The 21756-nt window shown below is 73.6% G+C and carries 17 protein-coding genes and 1 tRNA gene; 2 read left to right on the forward strand and 16 right to left on the reverse strand.

Annotated elements, in window-relative coordinates; translation table 11 throughout:
• Positions 1 to 7: 7 nt before the first annotated feature.
• The 6 genes from DMB38_RS09525 to DMB38_RS09550 form a co-directional block, all read right to left on the reverse strand.
• Positions 8 to 80: transfer RNA gene (locus tag DMB38_RS09525), tRNA-Ala, on the reverse strand.
• A 95-nt stretch (positions 81 to 175) separates the two neighbouring features.
• The gene (locus tag DMB38_RS09530) at positions 176 to 811 is read right to left on the reverse strand and encodes a histidine phosphatase family protein (RefSeq protein ID WP_047019905.1); all 636 of its coding nucleotides are present in this window, start codon (positions 809 to 811) and stop codon (positions 176 to 178) included.
• Complete coding sequence (gene rsfS / locus DMB38_RS09535) at positions 804 to 1235, reverse strand: ribosome silencing factor (protein WP_047015762.1); 432 nt, start codon at positions 1233 to 1235, stop codon at positions 804 to 806. The genes DMB38_RS09530 and rsfS overlap by 8 nt, the downstream gene beginning before the upstream one ends.
• Positions 1236 to 1347: 112 nt before the next feature.
• On the reverse strand, positions 1348 to 3036 hold the full coding sequence (locus DMB38_RS09540) for an LCP family protein (RefSeq protein ID WP_125934802.1): 1689 nt from the start codon (positions 3034 to 3036) through the stop codon (positions 1348 to 1350).
• 97 nt (positions 3037 to 3133) lie between these two features.
• Complete coding sequence (nadD, locus tag DMB38_RS09545) at positions 3134 to 3724, reverse strand: nicotinate-nucleotide adenylyltransferase (RefSeq protein ID WP_206337669.1); 591 nt, start codon at positions 3722 to 3724, stop codon at positions 3134 to 3136.
• Positions 3725 to 3729: 5 nt separating this feature from the next.
• On the reverse strand, positions 3730 to 3909 hold the full coding sequence (locus DMB38_RS09550; protein ID WP_164715954.1) for a hypothetical protein: 180 nt from the start codon (positions 3907 to 3909) through the stop codon (positions 3730 to 3732).
• A gap of 240 nt (positions 3910 to 4149) precedes the next feature.
• On the opposite strand from DMB38_RS09550, the gene DMB38_RS09555 reads away from it, so the two are divergent.
• Positions 4150 to 5226, forward strand: a complete 1077-nt coding sequence (locus DMB38_RS09555) for a M48 family metallopeptidase (RefSeq protein WP_125934804.1) — start codon at positions 4150 to 4152, stop codon at positions 5224 to 5226.
• 153 nt (positions 5227 to 5379) lie between these two features.
• Here the strand turns inward: DMB38_RS09555 and DMB38_RS09560 are convergent, their stop codons facing one another.
• The 5 genes from DMB38_RS09560 to proB all read right to left on the reverse strand — a co-directional run bounded on the left by DMB38_RS09560 (position 5380) and on the right by proB (position 10719).
• The gene (locus DMB38_RS09560) at positions 5380 to 6462 is read right to left on the reverse strand and encodes a hypothetical protein (protein ID WP_125934805.1); all 1083 of its coding nucleotides are present in this window, start codon (positions 6460 to 6462) and stop codon (positions 5380 to 5382) included.
• A 201-nt stretch (positions 6463 to 6663) separates the two neighbouring features.
• Entirely contained in the window at positions 6664 to 7146 is a 483-nt protein-coding gene (locus DMB38_RS09565) for a hypothetical protein (protein ID WP_125938921.1), read from the reverse strand.
• Between the two features lie 207 nt (positions 7147 to 7353).
• The gene (locus DMB38_RS09570; protein ID WP_125934806.1) at positions 7354 to 8661 is read right to left on the reverse strand and encodes a glutamate-5-semialdehyde dehydrogenase; all 1308 of its coding nucleotides are present in this window, start codon (positions 8659 to 8661) and stop codon (positions 7354 to 7356) included.
• A gap of 178 nt (positions 8662 to 8839) precedes the next feature.
• Positions 8840 to 9325, reverse strand: coding sequence for a hypothetical protein (locus DMB38_RS09575; RefSeq protein WP_125934807.1), 486 nt, complete (start codon positions 9323 to 9325; stop codon positions 8840 to 8842).
• A gap of 272 nt (positions 9326 to 9597) precedes the next feature.
• Positions 9598 to 10719: a glutamate 5-kinase gene (proB, locus tag DMB38_RS09580; protein WP_125934808.1), complete on the reverse strand. Its 1122-nt coding sequence runs from the start codon at positions 10717 to 10719 to the stop codon at positions 9598 to 9600.
• Between the two features lie 350 nt (positions 10720 to 11069).
• Here proB and DMB38_RS09585 point away from each other — a divergent pair, with 350 nt between their 5' ends.
• Entirely contained in the window at positions 11070 to 13181 is a 2112-nt protein-coding gene (locus DMB38_RS09585) for a hypothetical protein (RefSeq protein ID WP_125934809.1), read from the forward strand.
• A gap of 191 nt (positions 13182 to 13372) precedes the next feature.
• Here DMB38_RS09585 and obgE read toward each other — a convergent pair whose 3' ends face one another.
• From obgE to DMB38_RS09610, 5 genes are all read right to left on the reverse strand, one after another.
• Positions 13373 to 14818, reverse strand: coding sequence for a GTPase ObgE (gene obgE / locus DMB38_RS09590; protein ID WP_125934810.1), 1446 nt, complete (start codon positions 14816 to 14818; stop codon positions 13373 to 13375).
• A gap of 218 nt (positions 14819 to 15036) precedes the next feature.
• Positions 15037 to 15294, reverse strand: a complete 258-nt coding sequence (rpmA, locus tag DMB38_RS09595; protein WP_027770102.1) for a 50S ribosomal protein L27 — start codon at positions 15292 to 15294, stop codon at positions 15037 to 15039.
• A gap of 13 nt (positions 15295 to 15307) precedes the next feature.
• Positions 15308 to 15631 carry a 50S ribosomal protein L21 gene (rplU, locus tag DMB38_RS09600; protein ID WP_101424543.1) on the reverse strand — a complete coding sequence of 108 codons (324 nt, stop codon included), beginning with the start codon at positions 15629 to 15631 and terminating at the stop codon, positions 15308 to 15310.
• Positions 15632 to 15824: 193 nt separating this feature from the next.
• Positions 15825 to 17174 (reverse strand): phospholipase D-like domain-containing protein, encoded by a 1350-nt coding sequence (locus tag DMB38_RS09605; RefSeq protein WP_125934811.1) that lies wholly within the window; start codon positions 17172 to 17174, stop codon positions 15825 to 15827.
• A gap of 201 nt (positions 17175 to 17375) precedes the next feature.
• Positions 17376 to 21605, reverse strand: a complete 4230-nt coding sequence (locus tag DMB38_RS09610) for an Rne/Rng family ribonuclease (protein WP_206337670.1) — start codon at positions 21603 to 21605, stop codon at positions 17376 to 17378.
• Positions 21606 to 21756 lie beyond the last annotated feature (151 nt).

Genomic DNA, 21756 nt, shown 5'->3' on the forward strand with positions numbered 1-21756 from the left:
GTTCGCGTGGAGCTAAGGAGAATCGAACTCCTGACCTCTTGCATGCCATGCAAGCGCTCTACCAACTGAGCTATAGCCCCTTGCAGTCGCCCTGCCGAACCGCGGGGCGAACGAGGTAGAGCTTAGCCGGAAGGGGCCCGGAAACAAAAATCGGTTACCGGAGGCCGCCCGGGAGCTACGTGTCGTCGCCCAGCACCGGCTCCGGCAGGCTGCCCGCGTTGTGCTCCAGCAGCCGCCAGCCGCGCACCGACTCCCCGAGCACCGACCAACTGCAGTTCGACAGCCCGCCCAGCGCCTCCCAGTTGCGCGGCTCGATGCCCAGCAGCCGCCCGATCGTCGTCCGGATCGTGCCGCCGTGGCTGACCACCACCAGGGTGCCGGCCTCCGACAGCTTGTCCGCGTGTGCCAGCACCACCGGCGCCGCCCGGTCCGCGACCTCGGTCTCCAGCTCCCCGCCGCCGCGCCGCACCGGCTCGCCGCGCTTCCACGCCGCGTACTGCTCGCCGTGGCGCGCGATGATCTCCTCGTGCGTGAGCCCCTGCCAGACGCCCGCGTACGTCTCCCGCAGCGCGCTGTCGTACGTCACCTCGAGGTTCGTCAGCGACGCCAGCTCCGCCGCCGTGGCGCGGGTGCGCAGCAGGTCGGAGCAGATCATCGCGTCCGGCCGCAGCGCCGCCAGCAGCCGGGCGGCGCGCCGCGCCTGCAGCACGCCCGCCTCGGTCAGCTCGATGTCGGTCTGCCCCTGGAAGCGCCGCTCCAGGTTCCAGGCCGTCTGGCCGTGCCGCCACAGGACGATCCGGCGGTCACGCATCCCGCCGGGCCCCGTCGCCGTGGGCCTCCGCGTACTCCGCGGCGCGGCCGCGGGTGGCCACCGCGTCCGGCGGCAGGTCCAGCTCGGGGCAGTCCTTCCAGAGCCGCTCCAGGGCGTAGAACACCCGCTCCTCGGAGTGCTGCACGTGGACCACGATGTCCGAGTAGTCCAGGAGCACCCAGCGGCCGTCCCGCTCGCCCTCGCGCCGCACCGGCTTGGCGCCGCGCTCCTTCAGCAGCGCCTCCTCGACGCCGTCCACGATGGCCTTGACCTGGCGGTCGTTGGGCGCCGAGGCGAGCAGGAAGGCGTCGGTGATGGCGAGGACGTCGCTGACGTCGTACGCGACGATGTCGTGCGCGAGCTTGTCTGCGGCGGCCTGGGCCGCGGTGCTGACCAGGTCGATGGAGCGGTCCGTTGCGGTCACGGGCGGGGCTGTCCACTTCTGTCGGGAATCTCTGTCCGGAACTGGGGTATCGCTGCGGATACGTATTCCAGGATCTCACGCCCGTACGACAGCGCCGTGGCTCCCGGCTCCGTCACCCCTCGTAGTCCTGCCCGAGGACGACCACCACGTCGGCGTTCGCCGGCGTCCTGCCCTTGGTCACCGCCTTCTCCGGCAGCCCCAGCGTCTTGGCGACCTGCACGGCCTGCTCCTTCGCCGCCGCGTCCGCGTAGCGCACCTCGGAGGCCGCAGCCGGCTCCGCCGCCTGGCCGCCGTCGACGAACGTGAAGCCGCCGTTCACCAGCGCGACCTTCGCCGACTCCGCCGGCTTCGCGCTGCCCGCGCCGTTCTCCACGCTGACCCGCGCCGCCGTGGCCCCGCCGGGGTTCTTGACCGTGCCGCCCAGGACGTCCTCGACGACCTTCTGCGTGGCCTGCTCGCTCGGCCGCCCGTCGCCCCCGACCTCCAGCGTCTCGGTCGCGTACGCGCCCTCCTTGGCCAGCTCCGACAGCGACGCGAGCGACGCGGCCAGCTCGGCCTCGGACAGGGACGGGTCCAGGACCATGCCCATGGACTTCACCAGGCTCTTGGCGCCCGCGGTGTCGCTCGGCAGTTGCTTCAGCACGGACTGCATGACCTGCCCGAAGCGCCGCAACTGCGCCGTCTGCGGCTCGCCGTCCGCCTGGTACGTCGCGTAGGCGATGGCCTGCTCGCCGTTGAGCCTGCGCTTCTCGCCCTTCTCGACCAGCGGTTCCTCGCCCTTCTTCGCGCCCGGCACGGTCGCGTCGGCGTCGAGGGTGACGCCGCCGACGCCCTCCACGAGGATCTCCAGATACGGCGTGTCCAGCCGCCAGCTCCCCTTGATCTGCGAGCCGAGGAGCGCGTCGATCGCGTCCCGGGTGGCGCCCGCGCCCTGCTCGTCGACGGCCTGGCCGAGCGTGGTGGCGGTGCCGTCGTCGCCGGAGACGGCGAGGTCGTTGGGGAGCAGCACGGTGGTGCCCTTGCCGGTGGTGGCGTTGTTCACGAGCAGCGCGGTGGCGCTGCCGCCGCCGTCGGTGTCGTGCAGGTGCACCACGAGGGTGTCGCGCTTCTCCTCCGCCGCCTCCGCCGGCGCCGAGTCGCCGCCGACGAAGGGAAGGCGGTCGGTGGCCCAGAGATAGCCGGTGCCGCCGAGCACGGCGAGGACCATGGCCAGCAGCAGCGCGACGCGGCGGTTGCGGCCGCGCCGCTTGGCCTCCTCGCGGCGCTCGGTGCGGCTCTCGGTGAACTTCAGCCAGTCGATGACGTCTTCGGAGGACTCGGTCTCGTCCTCGACGAAGGAGAACTGCTCGGTGGCGTACTCGCGGGGCTCGTGCGCCGGCCCGCCGCGGCCTGGGGGCTCCTCCCCCGGCGGCCGCTGCTGCGGGATGCGCCCCCACTCGCCGTCGGGCGGTACGGGCGTCACTGGCTGCTCGCCGGAGTGGGCGGCGGGGCCGTACGGGTCGTAGTCGTAGTCGTACCCGACGGCCGGGGGCGGGGCCTGCGGGGCGTAGTGCTGCTGCTGTGCCCGGGGGGCCTGGGGCGGGTAGACGGCGCCCTGCTGGGGCGGGGGCGGCTGCTGGGCGTACGGGTCATAGTCGTACCCGTAGCCGGAGGACGGATCCCGGTAGCCCTCGGCCCCGGGTTCCTGGGGGGCGCCCTGCCGGTCGTAGTCGTAGCCCTGCTGTCCGTACGGGTCGTAGCCGCGGGCGTAGGGGTCCTGGTACGGCTCGTGGCCCTGCGGGCCGCGGTATCCGTCGTTCACTGGTGCCCCTTCCATAATGGGCAATCCCCGCCCACGGTCCCCCCGTGCTTACCCTTCGCTCCCCGTGCGGCCCCCGCCGCTCCGTAGATCCTGCGCGTCAATCGCCGTCGCGGTAAAGCCTTCGCTTGTTGATGTAGCGCACAACGCCGTCAGGCACCAAATACCAGACGGGTTCGTCGCGAGCCACCCGTTCCCTGCAATCCGTGGACGAGATGGCGAGCGCGGGAACCTCGACCAACGACACCCTGCCCTCGGGCAGCCCGGGGTCGTGCAACCGGTGACCCGGCCTGGTCACCCCGATGAAGTGGGCCAGCGAGAAGAGTTCCTCCGCGCCCCGCCAGGTGAAGATCTGGGAGAGCGCGTCCGCGCCGGTGATGAAGAACAGCTCCGCGTCCGGTTCGAGCCCGTGCAGCTCCCGGAGGGTGTCGATGGTGAACGTCGGCCCCTCGCGGTCGATGTCGATGCGGCTCACCGAGAACTGCGGGTTCGACGCCGTGGCGATCACGGTCATCAGATAGCGGTCCTCGCGCGGCGAGACCGCCTTGTCGCTCTTCTGCCACGGCTCGCCCGTGGGCACGAAGATCACCTCGTCGAGGTGGAAGCGGGCGGCGACCTCGCTCGCCGCCACCAGGTGACCGTGGTGGATGGGGTCGAACGTCCCGCCCATCACGCCCAGTCTGCGTCTCACCGCCCTCAGCGGTCCCGGTTGAAGCGGGTGGTGATGAAGAGGAGGAGGAGCAGGATGAACAGCGTGCTCCCGCCGACGAAGTACGCGTTGGGGCTGGAGTCGCCCTCGTGCCCGCCGCCGCCACCGCTCTCGGAGGCGGAGGCGAGGGTCACGGCGAGGTCGTGGGCGGCGGTCAGAGCGCTCATGGTCACGGTGGCCAATCCGGTGTCGTCGGGTGGGCGTGCCTCGACATCGTAAGCGGGTCCGCGGCCCGCTCCCACGTCGGCTCCGCCATCGGGGGGCGCCGGGCGCGGCCGGCGCCGCGGACGCCGAGGTCACCGTGGAGTACGGATGCCGTGACGAACCTGCTACGGAACTCCCGGCCGCGCCGGCCCGTTGTCGCACTAGCCTTGGGGGTCAGCCGTACGGGGAGGGGACGGACAGACATGCCTGAACTCAACAAGAACGTGCCGAGCCGAGAACGCCGGAGGTTCCCCGGCATCTCGTCCCGGGCGTACGAGCACCCGGCCGACCGCTCCGCGCTCGTCTCGCTGCGCAAGCTCACCGGGTTCGACAAGGTCTTCAAGGCGATCAGCGGCATGCTGCCGGAGCGCTCGCTGCGGCTGCTGTTCCTCTCCGACTCGGTGCGGGTCAGCGACCAGCAGTTCCAGCACCTGCACGACATGCTGCGCGACGCCTGTTACATCCTGGACCTCGACAAGGTCCCGCAGATGTACGTCAAGCAGGACCCCCAGCCCAACGCGATGTGCATCGGCATGGACGAGCCGATCATCGTCGTCACCACCGGCCTCGTCGAGCTGCTCGACGAGGAGGAGATGCGGGCCGTCGTCGGGCACGAGGTGGGCCACGCGCTCTCCGGCCACTCGGTGTACCGCACGATCATGCTCTTCCTCACCAACCTCGCCCTCGCGCTGGCCTGGATCCCGCTGGGCGCCCTGGCGATACGGGCCATCATCGCCGCGCTGCTGGAGTGGTTCCGCAAGTCGGAGCTGTCCGCGGACCGCGCGGGGCTGCTCGTCGGGCAGGACCTGGAGGCGTCGATGCGCGGGCTGATGAAGCTCGCCGGCGGCAACCACCTGCACGAGATGAACGTCGACGCGTTCCTCCAGCAGGCCGAGGAGTACGACCGGGGCGGCGACGTCCGCGACTCCGTCCTGAAGATCCTCAACGTGCTGCCGCGCAGCCACCCCTTCACCACCATCCGCGCCGCCGAGCTGAAGAAGTGGTCGGAGAGCCGCGACTACCAGCGGATCATGGACGGCCACTACCCGCGGCGCGACGAGGACAAGGACGCCTCCGCGCGCGAGTCCTTCCGCGAGTCGGCCAGCAGCTACGCCGACACCGTGAAGAACAGCAAGGACCCGCTGCTGCGGCTCGTGAACGACATCGCGGGCGGCACCGCCGACATAGGCGGCAAGCTGCGGGACCGCTTCAACAACCGCGGCTCCGGCGGCTCCGCCCCGGCGGACGGCTCCGGCCCCGCGGACCCCTCGCCCAACTGAGCACCGTCCCCTCCGCTCAGCGAGCGCTCACCGTACGCAAGCCGCCGCCCCCTCGTCCCGGGGGCGGCGGCGTCGTTCGTACGGCGTGTGCCGCCGTCGTACGGGGCGCGCGCTCCGCGCCTTCGGCCCGTACCCCCGCGCGCCGGACAGGGCCTACGACACCTTCGCCGCCTGACCCGTGTCCAGCACCCCGCAGAGCGACCCGCTCAACTGCCCCGGCGTCGCGAACGGGTTCGTCCCGTGCGGCGTCTTCCGCGGGTCCCGCTCGCCGGCCAGCAGCGGCCGCAGATAGGCCGAGGCATCCGCGGTGCACGCCAGCGGCCCGGCGGTCAGCGCGGTCTCGGCCAGCTCCAGTTGCCGGTCGCGCAGGTCGTCGTGGTCGAAGCGGATGCGCACCTGGCGGCGCACGGTGAAGAGCGACGCCTTCGCCTCGGGGGTCCCGCCGGACGCCTTCGCGGGGCGCAGCACGTAGACGAAGACGTGGTCCGCGCTCACCTCCAGCTCTTCGTCGCTGACCTCCGAGAAGGTCACCGCGCCGTCGACCCGTACCTTCCGGTCGGCCAGCCGCACGTGCTCGGGGTCGAAGCGGACCATCCAGCCGGTCGCGGCGTGCCTGCCGTCGTCGGCGGGGCGGGCGAGGCTCTGGTCGAACTGGCCGTGCTGCTGCGGGTCGAGCTGGATGCGCACGTCGCGGACGTTGCCGCCGGTGAGGGTGCGGGCGTCGACCGCGGAGGTGACGAGGTAGTCCTTGCTGGCGGTGAGCGCCTGGACGACCTGCTCCTCGGTGAAGTTCCGGGTCGCGTCCGGATCCGGGAGATCGATGCCGTCGGCGCCGGTGCCGAAGTCCGCGGCGGGGCTGCCGGCGATCAGCTCGCCGGGCTCGCCGCCCGGCACCGGGCCGTCGGGCGTCAGCGGGACGACGGTGCTGCGCAGCGGCGCCGCGGCGGGGGCGCCGGGCTGCCGGTAGGGCATGCGTACGCCCATGTAGATGGCGGTGCCGAAGGCGAGCGCGATGAGCAGGACGAGCACCAGGGCCTGCCGGGAGGCGCCGGGCCGCTGGGGGCGGCGGCTGCGTACGGCGGGGGCGTGGTCGCCGACGCGCTCGCTGGCGGAGTACTCCTCCAGGCGGGCAGCCTTGACGAACGCCTCATCGAAGACGATGGAGCGGTATTCGTCGTCTCCGCCTCCGGGGGCGCGCTCGGGTGTCCCGTCGGGCGGGCCTTCGTGCCCGGCCATATACAGAAGAGTAGGTCCGCGGCGCCCCCCGTAAACCGGCGCGTCAACGCCAACTTGCCGCTGCGCCGTGTGGGGGCACCGCCCACGCCCGCAGGGCGTAGGGGGAGGGCGAGGATCAAACGGGCGGAAGCGGTTGCGGCAGATCGGCGGCGGCGCTCGCGCGGAGGTCGCGCCAGGGGTTCCGCACGGGTTCCGCAGGGGTCAGCGCGGTGTCAGCGACGGTTCGAGGGCGTCCGCGCCGGTCGTGGCCGAGGGGCTGGAGCCGCCGGGGGGCGGGGCGTCGTCGCGGCCGTCGGTGCCGGAACGGTACACGGCGGCGAAGGAGAGCGCGACTATGCCGACGCCGAGGAGGAGGGCGAGCAGCAGGGCGACGGGCCGCTGCCAGTGCCCGTGGCCGCGGTACGGGCGCAGGGCGCCGCCGTAGGGGCCGTACGGGTCGGGGGCGTCCGGGTCGTCCCAGCCGTCGTAGATCCGGTCGTCGTTCGCCACGTCGTCGAGGACGGCCTCCGCCTGGGCCCGCGCCTCCGCGGCTCCGACCATGCGCTCCACGGCACTGGGCTCGTGGAAGTGGGCCGAACGGACGAAGTCCTCGTCGAGCACCACGGCGGCGAACTCTTCGTCCGCGCCTCCGTGGTGGTGGCTGTCGGGCTCGTCACCGTCGGCGTACGGTGGCCTGCCCCCCACATCGTCCGGCACCCGACCAGCGTAAACCGGGACAGTCGGGATGCGCCAGGCAGCGCGGGAACCGGACACGGGTCCCGGCCACTCCGGCGGGCCCGCGCGGCGGGCGGAACGGGCCCCGGAAGGCGCCTGTACGGCCTCCTCGCGGCCCGGAGGCGTCCGCGCGGACTCGTGGCGTCCCACTGGGCCGTTCGGCGGCGACGCGCCCGGCTACTGGCCCTTGAGCTGGCCGTCGCCGGTGACGACGTACTTCGTCGAGGTCAGCTCCGGCAGCCCCATCGGGCCGCGGGCGTGCAGCTTCTGGGTGGAGATGCCGATCTCCGCGCCGAAGCCGAACTCCGCGCCGTCGGTGAACCGGGTGGAGGCGTTCACCATGACCGCGGCGGAGTCCACCAGGGCGGTGAAGCGGCGGGCCGCGCCCGTGTCGCGGGTGACGACGGCCTCGGTGTGCCCGGAGGACCAGCGGCGGATGTGCGCCACCGCGTCGTCCAGGGAGCGCACCACGGCCGCGGCGATGTCGTACGACAGGTACTCCGTGGCCCAGTCCTCGTCGTCGGCGAGCCGCACCTCCACGCCGGCCGCGGCGCCCGCCTTCACCCAGGCGTCGTCGCCGTGCACGGTGACGCCCGCGGCCTCAAGGGCCCGCAGGGCGCGGGGGAGGAACGCGTCGGCCACGGCCTGGTGGACGAGGACGGTCTCGGCGGCGTTGCACACGCTGGGGCGCTGCGCCTTGGAGTTGACGAGGATCTTCTCGGCGAGGTCGAGGTCGGCGTGCTCGTCCACGTACACGTGGCAGTTGCCCGTGCCGGTCTCGATCACCGGGACCGTGGACTCCTCGACGACGGTGCGGATGAGGCCGGCGCCGCCGCGCGGGATCAGCACGTCGACCAGGCCGCGGGCGCGCATCAGCTCGTGCACGGACTCCCGGCCCTGCCCGGGCACCAACTGCACCGCGTCCGGCGGCAGCCCGGCCGAGGCCACCGCGTCACGCAGCACGGCGACGAGGGCGGTGTTCGAGGCGTACGCGGAGGAGGAGCCGCGCAGCAGCACCGCGTTGCCCGACTTCAGGCAGAGCGCGGCGGCGTCCACGGTGACGTTGGGCCGGCCCTCGTAGATGATGCCGACGACGCCCAGCGGCACCCGCACCTGGCGCAGCTCCAGGCCGTTCGGCAGCGTGGAGCCGCGGACCACCTCGCCGACGGGGTCGGGCAGCTTGGCGACGTCCCGGACGTCGGAGGCGATGCCCGCGACGCGCTCCTCGGTGAGCGTCAGCCGGTCCACGATCGCGTCGGAGACCCCGTCGGCCCGCGCGCGGGCGACGTCCTCGGCGTTGGCCGCGACGATCTCCGCGGCGCGCGCCTGAAGCGCGTCGGCGACGGCCAGCAGGGCGGCGTCCTTGGCCGCGCGGGGCAGCGGGGCGATCATCGCCGCCGCGGTACGCGCCCGCTGGGCGGCCTGGCGGACCGGGGACTGGGTTTCGCTGCTCATGCCGTGCAGGGTAGTCGGCGGTGCCGGCATCGTGGACGGGCCGTATCACTCCGCGAGACACGGCACCGGCGGGTGCGTGCTCCCGCGCTTCACCTCGTGCGCGTGCGCCGGTAGCCGCCCCGGGGCGCGGACGCTGCCGCGCGCGCCGGAGCGTACGCCCCCGTATCGCCCGCTACGGACCGCTGCCGCCCCGGTCGCCCGGCGCGGCTCAGAACGGATGGACCCCCACCGGCACCGCCGGGGCGGGCCCGTACCCGTCGGCGATGCGCTGGTGGTACGTCTCCCGGGCGATCACCTCGAGCCCCACGATCTCCCACGGCGGCAACTGCGCCGACGCCCGGTGCTCCCCCCAGAGCCGCAGCGCCACCGCCGCCGCGTCGTGCAGGTCGCGGGCCTCTTCCCAGTAGCGGATCTCGGCGTGGTCGTTGGCATAACGGCTGGTCAGCAGGAAGGGATGGTCGTGCGCCAGCCGTTCGAGGCCGCGTCTGATCTCCTTCAGCGGTGCCTCGGGTCCCGCGACGCTCAGCGTGACGTGCCACAGCCGGTGGGCACCGCCGGCGGCGGGCCCGTCGGCGTCCGCCACGGCCCCCGGCTCCTCCGCGCTGCCCGCATGCCCACCTCCGGTCCCCTGGACGCTGGTCAACGTCCGCTGTGCCGTTCCCCGGGGCAGCGCCCCTGGACGCCCTTGTGTCACGGGCGGCCTCCTGAATACGAGTCTGCAACGGGCTGCGCGCCGCGGCAGCCCCATACAACAAAGTTGACCAGCCGACGCGCCCGCCCGTGGTGCTTTTGCCCAAGGTCTCTGCCGGGACACCGGTTTTTTCGCGCGCCGCGCGCCGGTCTCACGCGGGGTACGGCACCGGTCGCGCGGCACGTACCGTCCGCGGCCGGTCAACCGTCAGTTGCCGCCCGCCATTTGCGGCACTTCAGTTGCCGCACGCGCCTGCCGCGCCGCACGCTCGTGCCTCACTTGTCGAGCACCACCAGGTCGTCCCGGTGCACGACCTCGCGCTCGTACGCCGGGCCCAGTTCCTTGGCCAGCTCGCGGGTGGAGCGCCCGAGCAGCCGCGGCAGCTCCTCGGCGTCGAAGGCGACGAGCCCGCGCGCGACCGCCCGGCCCGAGGTGTCCCGCAGCTCCACCGGGTCGCCCGCGGTGAACCTGCCCTCCACCTCCTTGATCCCGGCCGGCAGCAGCGACGTCCGCCGCTCGGTCACGGCCCGTACGGCGCCGTCGTCCAGCACCAGCGCCCCCAGCGGGGTGGAGGCGTGCGCGAGCCACAGCAGCCGGCCGCGGGCGCGCCGCCCGGTGGGGTGGAAGTACGTGCCGGTGGGCTGCCCGGCCAGCGCCGCGTCCGCGTACACGGCGGACGTCAGCACCACGGGCACGCCCTCGCCGGTGGCGATCCTGGCGGCCTCCACCTTGGTCACCATGCCGCCCGTGCCCACCCCGGCCCGCCCGGCGGTCCCCAGCCGGACCCCGGCCAGCTCGCCGCGGTGGCGCACCTCGGCGATGCGGGAGGCGCCGGGGGCGCCCGGCGGGCCGTCGTAGAGGCCGTCGACGTCGGAGAGGAGCACCAGCAGGTCGGCGCGGGCCAGGTGGGCGACGAGGGCGGCGAGCCGGTCGTTGTCGCCGAAGCGGATTTCCTCGGTGGCCACGGTGTCGTTCTCGTTGACCACGGGCACGGCGCCCATGGCGAGCAGTTGCTCCAGGGTGCGCTGCGCGTTGCGGTAGTGGGTGCGGCGGCTCATGTCGTCGGTGGTCAGCAGCACCTGCCCGACGCGCCTGGCGTAGCGGGCGTACGAGGCGGTGTAGCGGGCCATCAGCAGCCCCTGCCCGACGCTGGCCGCCGCCTGCTGCCTGGCCAGGTCGCGCGGGCGCTTGCCGAGCCCGAGCGGCGCCAGCCCGGCGGCGATGGCACCCGAGCTGACCAGCACGATCTCCCGGTCGCCGTGCTTGGCGAGCGCGTCCACCAGGGCGTCGACCCGGTCCGCGTCCAGCCCGCCGGCCGCGGTGGTCAGCGAGGACGACCCCACCTTCACGACGACCCTGCGGGCAACCGCCGCGGCTTCCCGACTCGCCCCTGCCACCTGTACCCCTGCGCTTTCCCGGCCCGCGTCCCATACCTACGGAACTGCGAATCTACGCCACCGCCCGGCCGCCCCGCGGCGCCGTCCCACGGTACGGACACCCCGCCCGGAATACGCCCCCGCGGGCCGCCGCGGGTGCGCCCGCCCCCCCATTCCTGGGCTGATATCAGAAACGAAATGGCTCTCAAGGGCCGCTACACGCATTTGCGCCCGATTGGCGGCCCATGCCGGGTGGAGAATTGTCTCCTGCCCCATGACCGTCATACGGTCTGGGGTCAACTCCCTACCACCCCCGGAACCAGGCGGTCCCGGGACTGTCCTCACGACCTCCCTGCCAGGAGTCAGCACCCGTGCCTTTCGCCGGTATCGCCCCCCGCCGCGCCGTGCAGCTCATGGCGCTGACAACGCTGCTAGCAGCGTATTGCGCGCAGCTCGTCGGCGCGCTCAAGCCCAACGTGCCCCTGCTCGTCGCCGCGGCCGCGGGCGGGCTCGCCCTCGACCTCTACCTGCAGCACCGGCAGCCCGGGCTGCTCTCCCTGCTCAGCAGGGTCCGCTTCGACGTCATGGTCCGCCAGCTACTGCGCGACATGCTCATCCTCTTCGGCCTGCTGCAGATCGACGGCATCGAGCCGCTGCGGGAGCAGTCCGCGCTGACGGTCATGCTGCTCTCGTCGTACCTCGTGCACTTCCTCATCCAGGGCGTCACGATCATGGTGCGCCGGGACCGGACCGTGCCGATCGTCACCCGGAACGTCGACGTCTCCGCGCTGGGCCTCGCGCCCGCGCCGCCGCGGATCCTCGCCCGCCGCTCCAGCCACCGCCTGCTGTACCTCTCCGTGCCGGTCACGGTCGGGCTGCTGACCACCGCCGCCACCACGGACGCGGTGTGGGGCGTGCTGGGCCTCGGCATCTCGCTGGCGCTGAGCGGGGGCGGCGCCCTGTATCTGGCGACCTGGCTGCTGCCCGCGAAGCGCACGGCCGACGACGAGCGGGTGCGCGAGTGGTTCGCCGGCTGGCTGCAGGAGTACCGGCCGACGGTGGGCCTCTACTTCTCCGGCGGCGCCACCTCGGCGTACCAGGCCAACATGTGGGTCTCCACACTGGCCGCCCTCGACGGCAAGCCGCTGATCGTGCTCCGCGAGCGCTTCATGGTGCAGAAGATCACCGCCACCGACGTGCCGATCGTCTGCCTGCCCAAGGTGGCCGACCTGATGCTGCTGGAGCACTCGACGCTGAAGATGCTGCTCCACCCGGCGAACTCCGGGAAGACCTCGCAGGTGCTGCGCATCCCCACCATCAAGCACGCCTTCACCAACCACGGCGAGAGCGACAAGCTGTCGAGCTGCAACCCGTACGCCAAGGCGTACGACGAGGTGTGGGTGGCGGGCCCCGCGGCCCGCGCCCGCTACCAGCTCGCCGACATCGGCGTCGACGACCGCGACGTGGTGGAGGTCGGCCGCCCGCAGCTCGCGCCGATCCGCCCGTACGCGGGACCGCCGCCCGCCGGCGGCCTGACCACCGTGCTGTACGCCCCCACCTGGGAGGGCTGGGACGGCAACCCCGGCAACACCTCCGTCGTGCTGGCCGGCGAGAACATCGTGCGCGAGCTGCTCGCCGACCCCCGGGTGCGGCTGCTGTACAAGCCGCACCCGCTCACCGGCTCGGTCGACCCGCGCGCGGGCGAGGCCAACAAGCGGATCCAGGCGATGATCACCGAGGCGAACGCGGCCATGGTCGCCGAGGCCGCCGCGGGCGGCCAGGGCGCGGGCGGCCGGGGCGCCGAGCGGCCGGGCCCCGAGGCCGCCGCCGAGCTGGCCCGGGTCCAGGCGGAGCTGGACGAACTGGCCACCACGACCTTCCGCACCGGCGCCGACGAGGTCGAGCGCATGCTCATGCAGTCCTCCCCCGAGGCCGGCAGGGCCGAGGCCGTACAGGCCGCGACCGCCGCCTGGGAGGAGGCGTACTGGGCCTCGCTGCCCGCCTGGGAGCACCAGATCATCACCGACTCCCGCCCCGGCATCTACGCCTGCTTCAACGTGGCGGACGTGCTGATCAGCGATGTCTCCAGCGTCATCTCCGACTACCTGACCAGCGAGAAGCCGTACGCGGTCGCCAACACCAGCGGGATGACGGAGGCGGAGTTCAAGGCGGAGTTCCCGACCGTACGGGCGGGGACCATCCTCGGCCCGAAGGCGAAGCAGATCCCCGCCCTGCTGGAGGCCGTCCGCGACCCGGAGCACGACACGCTGGTACGGGCCCGTGCGGAGCTCAAGGAGCACCTGCTCGGGCCGTCGGAACCGCCGTCGCTGGTGCGCTTCAACGCCGCCGCGGTGGCGCTGTGCGCGAAGGCGGACGCGCGCGCGGCGCGCATCGAAGCGCGAGGGGAGTCCGATATCCCTTCTCAGCGTCGGGACGCGGCGGAGGAGCTGGAGCTGGAGCCGGAGGAGCCGGCGGGCGTCTAGGCCGCGTCCCGGACACGGACCCGGTGACGGACGAGAGCGTCGACCCGATCGCGGAGGCGAGCGTCGACCCGGATGGCGATCCGGATCCGGTGCCGTGAACGGCGGCGGCCCGCGGGAGCACTTCCCGCGGGCCGCCGCCGTCGTTCGTCAGGGGCCGGGCCGGGTCAGGGTCAGGGCCCGGATGGTCCGGGTCAGGCGAAGGGGTCGAAGTCCTCGTACTCCTCCTCCGCCCGCTCCGCGTCCCGCTCCCGGCGGCGCTGCGCGGCCGGCCGCGGGGCGTCGAAGCGGTGGTCCTCGCCGCGCCGCCCCAGCATCTCCGCGCCGGAGGCCATGGCCGGCTCCCAGTCGAAGACGACGGCGTCCTCGCCGGTGCCGATCACGACGTCGTCGCCGGGCTTCGCCCCGGCCTTGCGGAGCTGGTCCTCGACGCCGAGCCGGTTGAGCCGGTCGCCGAGGTAGCCGACGGCCTCGTCGTTGCCGAAGTCGGTCTGGCGCACCCAGCGCTCCGGCTTCTCGCCGGTGATACGGAACAGGGCCCCGTCCGCGTCGCCGCCCTCGCGGACGACGGAGAAGCCCGCCTCGTCGACGGCCTGCGGGCGGATGACGATGCGCGTCGACTCCTGCTTGGGCCGGGCCGCGCGCGCCTCGCCGACGATCCCGGCGAGCCCGTACGACAGCTCCTTCAGGCCCGTACGCGCGACCGCCGAGACCTCGTAGACCGTGAAGCCGCGCGCTTCGAGGTCCGGGCGGACCATCTCGGCGAGGTCGTGCCCGTCCGGGATGTCGATCTTGTTGAGGACCACCACGCGCGGCCGGTCGTCCAGGCCGCCGTACGCGCGCAGCTCCTCCTCGATGACGTCGAGGTCGCTCACCGGGTCGCGGTCGGACTCCAGGGTCGCGGTGTCCAGCACGTGCACGAGCACCGAACAGCGCTCGACGTGCCGCAGGAACTCCAGCCCCAGGCCGCGGCCCTCGCTGGCGCCCGGGATGAGGCCGGGGACGTCCGCGATCGTGTACGTCACGGCGCCCGCGGTGACGACGCCGAGGTTGGGCACCAGGGTGGTGAAGGGATAGTCGGCGATCTTGGGCTTGGCCGCGGACAACACGCTGATCAGGGACGACTTGCCCGCGCTCGGGTACCCGACGAGCGCCACGTCGGCGACGGTCTTCAGCTCCAGCACCACGTCGCGCGCGGTGCCGGGCTCGCCGAGCAGCGCGAAGCCGGGGGCCTTGCGGCGCTGGGAGGCGAGCGCCGCGTTGCCGAGGCCGCCGCGGCCGCCCTGGGCGGCGACGAAGGTCGTGCCGTGCCCGACGAGGTCCGCGAGCACCTCGCCGTCCTTGGTGAGGACGACCGTGCCGTCCGGCACCGGCAGGACGAGGTCCTTGCCGTTGGCGCCCGCGCGGTCGCCGCCCTCGCCCGGCTTGCCGTTGGTGGCCTTGCGGTGGGGGGTGTGGTGGTAGTCGATCAGGGTGGTGACGTTCTGGTCGACGGTGAGGATGACGTCACCGCCGTGACCGCCGTTGCCGCCGTCGGGGCCGCCGAGCGGCCGGAACTTCTCGCGGTGAACGGAGGCGCAGCCGTGTCCCCCGTTGCCCGCGGCCACGTACAGGGTGACGCGGTCCACGAAGGTGGTCATGAGGGTGTGCCTCCCGGCGTTGAGGTGCGATCGGGGGTCGTTCGGCGTCGTACGGAACGCTCGCGCCGTACGGGATGCTCGTGCCGTACGGCGCGCGTGTGCCGTACGACGTCAGGGGAACGCGCCGAGGGCGGCCCGGCTTCCCCGCACGTCGTCCGTGGCACGTGCGGAGCGGCGGACCGCCCTCGGATCAGGTGTGTGGTGTCCGGAGCCGGTGCTTACTCGGCGGCCGGGACGATGTTCACGACCTTGCGGCCGCGGCTGGTGCCGAACTGGACCGAGCCGGGGATGAGCGCGAACAGCGTGTCGTCGCCGCCGCGGCCCACGCCCGTGCCCGGGTGGAACTTGGTGCCGCGCTGCCGGATGATGATCTCGCCGGCGCCGACGACCTGGCCGCCGAAGCGCTTGACGCCGAGCCGCTGGGCGTTGGAGTCGCGACCGTTCCGAGTGGACGATGCGCCCTTCTTGTGTGCCATCTCTCCTCAGTCCTTACTTGGCGGCCGGCGCGGGGATCTGGGTGATCTTCAGCGCGGTGTGCAACTGGCGGTGACCGATCCGCTTGCGGTAACCGGTCTTGTTCTTGTACTTCAGGATGTCGATCTTGTCGCCCTTGTGGTGGTCCACGACCTCGGCCTGGACCTTCACCCCGTCCAGGACCCAGGGGTCGCTGGTCACGGTCTCGCCGTCGACGACGAGCAGGGTGGAGAGCTCGACGCTGTCGCCGACGCTCTTGCTGGCCAACCGGTCTACCTCGATGACGTCGCCCACAGAAACCTTCTGCTGGCGGCCGCCGGTGCGCACGATCGCGTACACGCGCTTCAGCTCTCTTCCTCAGTCGCGACGGAGACCCCTGATGCCAGCCGCCCGGCTGGAACGCATGGGATGAGCGGCCTCTCCCGCCGCTCACGAGGAGACTGCGGGAGGGAGTTGCTCAGGAGCCTGGCGCGTCATACAGACACGCCGACGATCCAGATTACGGGCCCCTTGACCGCCTGGTCAAACCGGTCTAACGGAGGGCGCGCTCGCCGTCCTGGGGCAGCGACTTCACGCCCTGGCACAGGTTCGTCTTGTCCGCGGTGCCGGGCCACGCCACATCCCGCACCGAGGTGTAGTGGCCGAGGTACGTGTCGTGCACCGGATCGCTGTCGATCTTGACGACGGCCTCGTCGTTCTCGCGCAGCGCGGGGCCGGTGAAGTTCTGCGAGCCGGTGAAGACCAGCTTGTCCCGGGAGCCGGCGTACATGCCGTCGATCAGCACGTACTTGTTGTGCACGATGTACGGCGTGGTCAGCTTCTGGCCCGGGTTCTGCGGGTCGCGGTCGTCGTTGTAGCAGCGCAGCGAAGGGCCGCCGGAGGCGTGCAGCACGTCCCAGGTGCCGCGGGTGCCGCCCTGGCTCCTGGCGCTGTCGGACTCGGCGTAGACGAGGCTGACGCCGCAGCCCGCCTTCTTCAGCGCGACGAGCTTGTCGGCGATCGCCTTGCGGGTGATCTTGAAGATCGCGACCCGGACCAGGGTGCGCTGGGTCACGCCCGCGGAGTCCTTGTACGTGCAGCGCACGTTGTCGAGGACGGCGTGGATCGTGTCCGTGCTGTTGGTGGTGCCGGACCGGGGGAAGAAGTACGCCTTGTAGAGGCCGTTGCTGGCGGTCACCGCGCGGTAGCGCCAGGTCGACCACTGGGCGCCCACCATGTCGCGGAAGTACTCCGAGTACGCCCCGTACATCGCCGGGTTGTCCGGCAGCAGCAGGGCGTCGTTGAAGAACTTCGTGTGCGCGGAGGGGGTGGAGTTGGAGGTCGTCTGGACGACGACGTTCCGCGCGCCCTCGACCTCCGAGAAGAGCCAGAACTTGTTGTGCATGATCGACGCCCCGAACTTCGGGTCGCCGAGGCAGGACTTGTCGACCGGGCAGAGCTTGACGAACGACCCCGCCGTCGTGCTGGTGCCGAGCGCCGCCTTCAGGCTCGCGTACATGGTGTTGTCCGGCCGGTCGCTGCGGCTCGACTCGTCCAGCAGCACCTGCACGTTCACGCCGCGCGCCCGGGCGCGTACGAGCGCGTCCACGACCGGCTGCTCCCAGATGTGGTAGACCGCCACCTTGATCACCGAGCCCGGGACCGCCGCGTCGGTCAGCTCGATCAGCCGGGTGCGGATCGCGTGCTGCTCGTCCACCGTGCCCAGCGGGTCGTTGAAGATCGGCCCCTCGATCCAGACCCGCGGCTCCGCCGCCGCGCCGCCCGCGCTGCTCACGGCGTGTGCGCCGGCCGCGGACAGGACGGTGGCCAGCGCGACGGCCTGGCGCGCGCCCTTGCGCGGCGAGACGGCCCGGTGGCGTCCGGTGGGCTTGAACACGGACATGGAAGGAACGACCCCCTGGGTGCACGGCTGCCGATTGCTGCCTCGACTGCCGTGCGGTGGGGGCGCCCGCGCGTTCGAGTGCGGTGTATCCAAACCGGGCGCCGCAACCGATGTCAAGCGCACGGACAAAGGGGGCAAAAGCCCCTCGCCCCGCCGGCGGACCGGCGGGGCGAGGGGCGTACGGCATCGGCCTGGGCGGCGTCAGTCCTCCGTGGTGACGGAGACCGAGGGCGGGGAGCCCTGCTCGGCCGCGGCGGTCTTCTTCACCGACTTCTTGGCCGTGGCCTTCGTCGCCGTCTTGGTGGCGGCGGACTTGGTCGCGGCCTTCTTCGCGGTGGTCTTCGCCGTCTTCTTGGCCGCGGCCTTCTTCGCCGTGGCCTTCTTGGCGGAGGCGCGCTTGGCCGCCGTCTTCTTACGGGCCCGGGGCTTCTCCGCGGCCTCCGCCTCAGCGGCGGCCGCCTCCGGGGCCTCCGCGGGCTCCGCGGGCGCCTCCGCGGGCGGCGCCGCCTCGGGCTCCGCGCCCGCCGGCTCCGCCGCCTGCGGCGGGCCGCCCGGCGACATCGCCTTACGGGTCACCCGCCGCCGCGTACGGGCCGGGCGTACCGCCTCCGCGGGCTCGCCGGCCTCCGGCCGCTCCGCCTCGGCGGGCTCGGCCGCCGGCTCCGTGGGCGCGGCCTCGACCGCCGCGGCCTCGCCGCCGACCTGGACCTCCTTGACGTCCTTCGCCGCCTCCTTGGCCTCCTTGGCCTCCTTGCCTTCCTTGCCCTTCTTCTTCCGCTTGCCGCCGCCGGCCCCCGCCGCCGTGGCCTGGTCCATGTGCACGATCACGCCGCGCCCGTTGCAGTGGGCGCACGGCTCGGAGAACGACTCCAGCAGGCCCTGCCCGACCCGCTTGCGGGTCATCTGCACCAGACCCAGCGACGTGACCTCCGCGACCTGGTGCTTCGTCCGGTCGCGGCCCAGGCACTCCAGCAGCCGGCGCAGCACCAGGTCCCGGTTGGACTCCAGCACCATGTCGATGAAGTCGATCACGATGATGCCGCCGAGGTCCCGCAGCCGGAGCTGCCGCACGATCTCCTCGGCCGCCTCCAGGTTGTTCCTGGTGACCGTCTCCTCCAGGTTTCCGCCCTGGCCGGTGAACTTGCCGGTGTTGACGTCGACCACGACCATCGCCTCGGTCCTGTCGATCACCAGCGAACCGCCCGACGGCAGCCACACCTTGCGGTCCAGCGCCTTCATCAGTTGCTCGTCGATCCGGTACGTGGCGAAGACGTCCACCTCGGACGTCCACTTCGACAGCCGCTCGACGAGGTCCGGGGCCACGTGCGAGACGTAGCCGTGGATGGTGTCCCATCCCTTCGCGCCGCTGACGATGACCTTCGAGAAGTCCTCGTTGAAGATGTCGCGGACGACCCGGACGGTCATGTCCGGCTCGCCGTAGAGCAGCGTGGGCGCGTTCCCGCTCTTCGCCTTCTTGCGGATGTCCTCCCACTGCTTCTGCAGCCGCTCCACGTCCCGGCGCAGCTCGTCCTCGCTGGCGCCCTCGGCGGCCGTACGGACGATGACGCCCGCGTCCTCGGGGACGATCTTCTTGAGGATGGTCTTCAGCCGGGCCCGCTCGGTGTCGGGCAGCTTGCGGCTGATGCCGGTCATCGAGCCCTCGGGCACGTACACGAGGTAGCGTCCGGGCAGCGAGACCTGGCTGGTCAGGCGGGCGCCCTTGTGGCCGATGGGGTCCTTGGTGACCTGGACCAGGACGGACTGGCCGGACTTCAGCGCGTGCTCGATGCGGCGGGGGCTGTTGGCGAGGCCGAGGGCCTCGAAGTTGACCTCGCCGGCGTAGAGGACGGCGTTGCGGCCCTTGCCGATGTCGACGAACGCGGCCTCCATGGAGGGCAGGACGTTCTGCACCTTGCCGAGGTACACGTTGCCGACGTACGACGCCGACTGCTCCTTGTTGACGTAGTGCTCGACGAGGACGTTGTCCTCCAGCACGCCGATCTGCGTACGGTCGCCCTGCTGGCGCACCACCATCACGCGCTCCACCGCCTCGCGGCGGGCCAGGAACTCGGCCTCGGTGATGATCGGCACCCGGCGCCGGCCCTGCTCGCGGCCCTCGCGGCGGCGCTGCTTCTTGGCCTCCAGCCGGGTGGAGCCCTTGATGGACTGCACCTCGTCGCTGGGCTCGGCCTTGGCGCGGGGCTCGCGGACCTTGACGACGGTGCGCTCCGGGTCGTCGGGCGCCCCCTCTGCGCCCTCCGCGCCCTCGGTACGGCGGCGCCGGCGGCGGCGCCTGCGGCTGCTGGTGCTGGAGGAGCCGCCCCTGGCGCGTTCGCCTTCCTCGGCCTCGCCCTCCGCGGCTTCGGCGTCGGCCTCGCGGGCCTCCTCGCCGTCCTCGGCGGCCTCGTCGCCGCGGTCGCCGTCCTCGGCGCCCTCGCCGCGGCGCCTGCGCCGCCCGCCGCGGCGGCGCCGGCGGCGGCCGCGGTCCTCGCCGTCCTCGTCCTGCTCGTCGCGGTCCTCCGCGGCGGCTTCCTCGGCCTCGCCCTGTGCCTCGGCGGCGGCTTCCGCGCCGGCCTCGATCTCGTCGGCGTCCTCGGGCTCCTCGGCCTCCTCCGGCCCCACCGCCGCCTCGGCGGCGGCGCGCTGCGGGGTCTGGAACGCGGGCTCGGTGAAGACGGGCGCCTGGAAGAGCGCGAGCGGCGCGGCGCCGAAGCCGGGCGGCTGCTCGCCGCCGTCGGAGAACTGCCCGGCGGTGTCGTCCACGGCCGGCTCGGCGGCGGCAGCGGCGCGGCGGGTACGCCTGCGGGGCGCGGAGTCGGGCTCCGCGGCGGCCTCCGCGGGCGCGGGCCGGTCGCCCGTCACGGGCTCCTCCGCGGCGGCGGCAGCCCGGCGGGTACGGCGGCGGGGCGCGGCGTCGGCGTCGGCGGCCTCCTCGGCGGCCGCGCCGGTGGCCCGGCGGGTACGGCGGCGGGAGGTGCCGGACTCCGCGGGGGTCTCGTCGGCGGCCTGCTCGGCGGCGGCACCGGCCCCGGCGGCGGGCTCGCCCGCGGGGGCGGTCGCGCGGCGGGTGCGGCGGCGGCCGGTGGCGGCGGGCTCGGCCTCGGCAGCGGGCTCGCTCTCGGCAGCAGAGGCAGCGGCGGCGGCCGGAGCGGAGTCGGCGGCGGGCGCCGGGGCTTCGGCGGCGGGCTCGACGTGGGTGGGCTCGCCCGCGGGCGCCGTGACCCGGCGGGACCTGCGGCGCCGGGTGCCCGCGGCGGGCCCGTCGGCGTCCTCGGCGGCGGGCGCGGCGGTGGTCTGGTCCTCGCCGGGCGCGGCGCCGTCCGCGGTCTCCGCGGTGCCGGCGGCCTCGGCGTCGGTCTTGCGGCGGCGTACGCGGCGGGTGCGCGGCGCCGGCTCCTCGTCGGCCGCCGGGGTCTCGGCGGGCGCGGCCTGGGCGGCGTCGGCGGCCGGCTCGGCGGCGGCCGGTTCCGCGGCCTCCGGCGTACCGGCGCTGCGTACGACCCGGCGGCGCTTGCGCCCCTTCGGGGCGGCGTCGGCGTCCGGCTCCGGCCGGGACTCCGCGGCGGCGGGGCCGGTCCCGGCCTCCGTCGTCTCCTCCGCCGCCTGCGGCGCGGCCTCGCCGGCCTGCTCCGGTGCCGCCGGCTGCGCCGGAGCCTCCGTGCCGGCGGCCGGGGTGGCCACCGTACGGGTCACCCGGCGGCGCCTGCGGCGCGGGCCGGAATCGGCGGAAGAGTCGGCGCCGTCGGCCTCTGTTTCGTTGTCGGCCACGGTGTGGGCTCCCTCGTTGGTGCTGTCATGGTGGTCTGTGGTGGTGGCGTCACCGGCCGCGGCGGGCTGCGGTACGGGCTCGGCGGCGGCCGCCGCCTGCGGCGTCCCCGCGTCCCGTACGACCCGCCGCCTCCGCGGCGGCGCGGCCTCGGCGGCCGGTTCCCGGCCGGACACGGGCACCGTGTGCCCGGACGCCGCGGAGCCGGGCTGCTCGCCCACCGGCACCACGACGGTGTCCGGTGCGGCAGCCTCCGGCGTGCCGGCGTCGCGTACGACCCTGCGCCGCGAACGCCTCGCCGGCGGGGCGGCCGCGGTGCCGGAACCCGGCTCCGCCGCCGCCGTCCCGGCGGTGGTCTCCCTGTCGACGGCCGCGGGCGACCCGGCGGCCTCTGCTACGTCCACGGCCGGCTCGGCGAGCACGGGCGCGGGCGCGCCCGCCGGCTCCCCTGCGGGCTCATACGTCAGCGCCGGCCCCGGTCCCCCGGTGGTCGGCTCCGTCGCTCTCTGCGGCACCTCCCCCGCCGGCTCCGCCGCCGCACGCCGGCGGCGGAAGGGCAGGCGGTCACTGGGGGTGTCGAGCGGGCCGCCGACGGCGGCTCCACCATCGCCGGTGATGCCCGCGGAAGGCGACTGCGCTTCCGAAGGCTCAATCGGTTCGAGCATGCGGGCGGTTCTCCCGTCACGCCCCCGGGCGCCACCTCCCGTACGGCGGCGGCGCCCGTGCCGTGCACAGGGCCACCGCCCGGGACGTATGCGCCGCGCGAGGGCTCTTGTCTCGCTCGCCGGACCCGCCCTCCTCGGGCGGACCGGCGAA

The sequence above is a fragment of the Streptomyces sp. WAC 06738 genome (assembly GCF_003945505.1).
Lineage (GTDB): Bacteria > Actinomycetota > Actinomycetes > Streptomycetales > Streptomycetaceae > Streptomyces.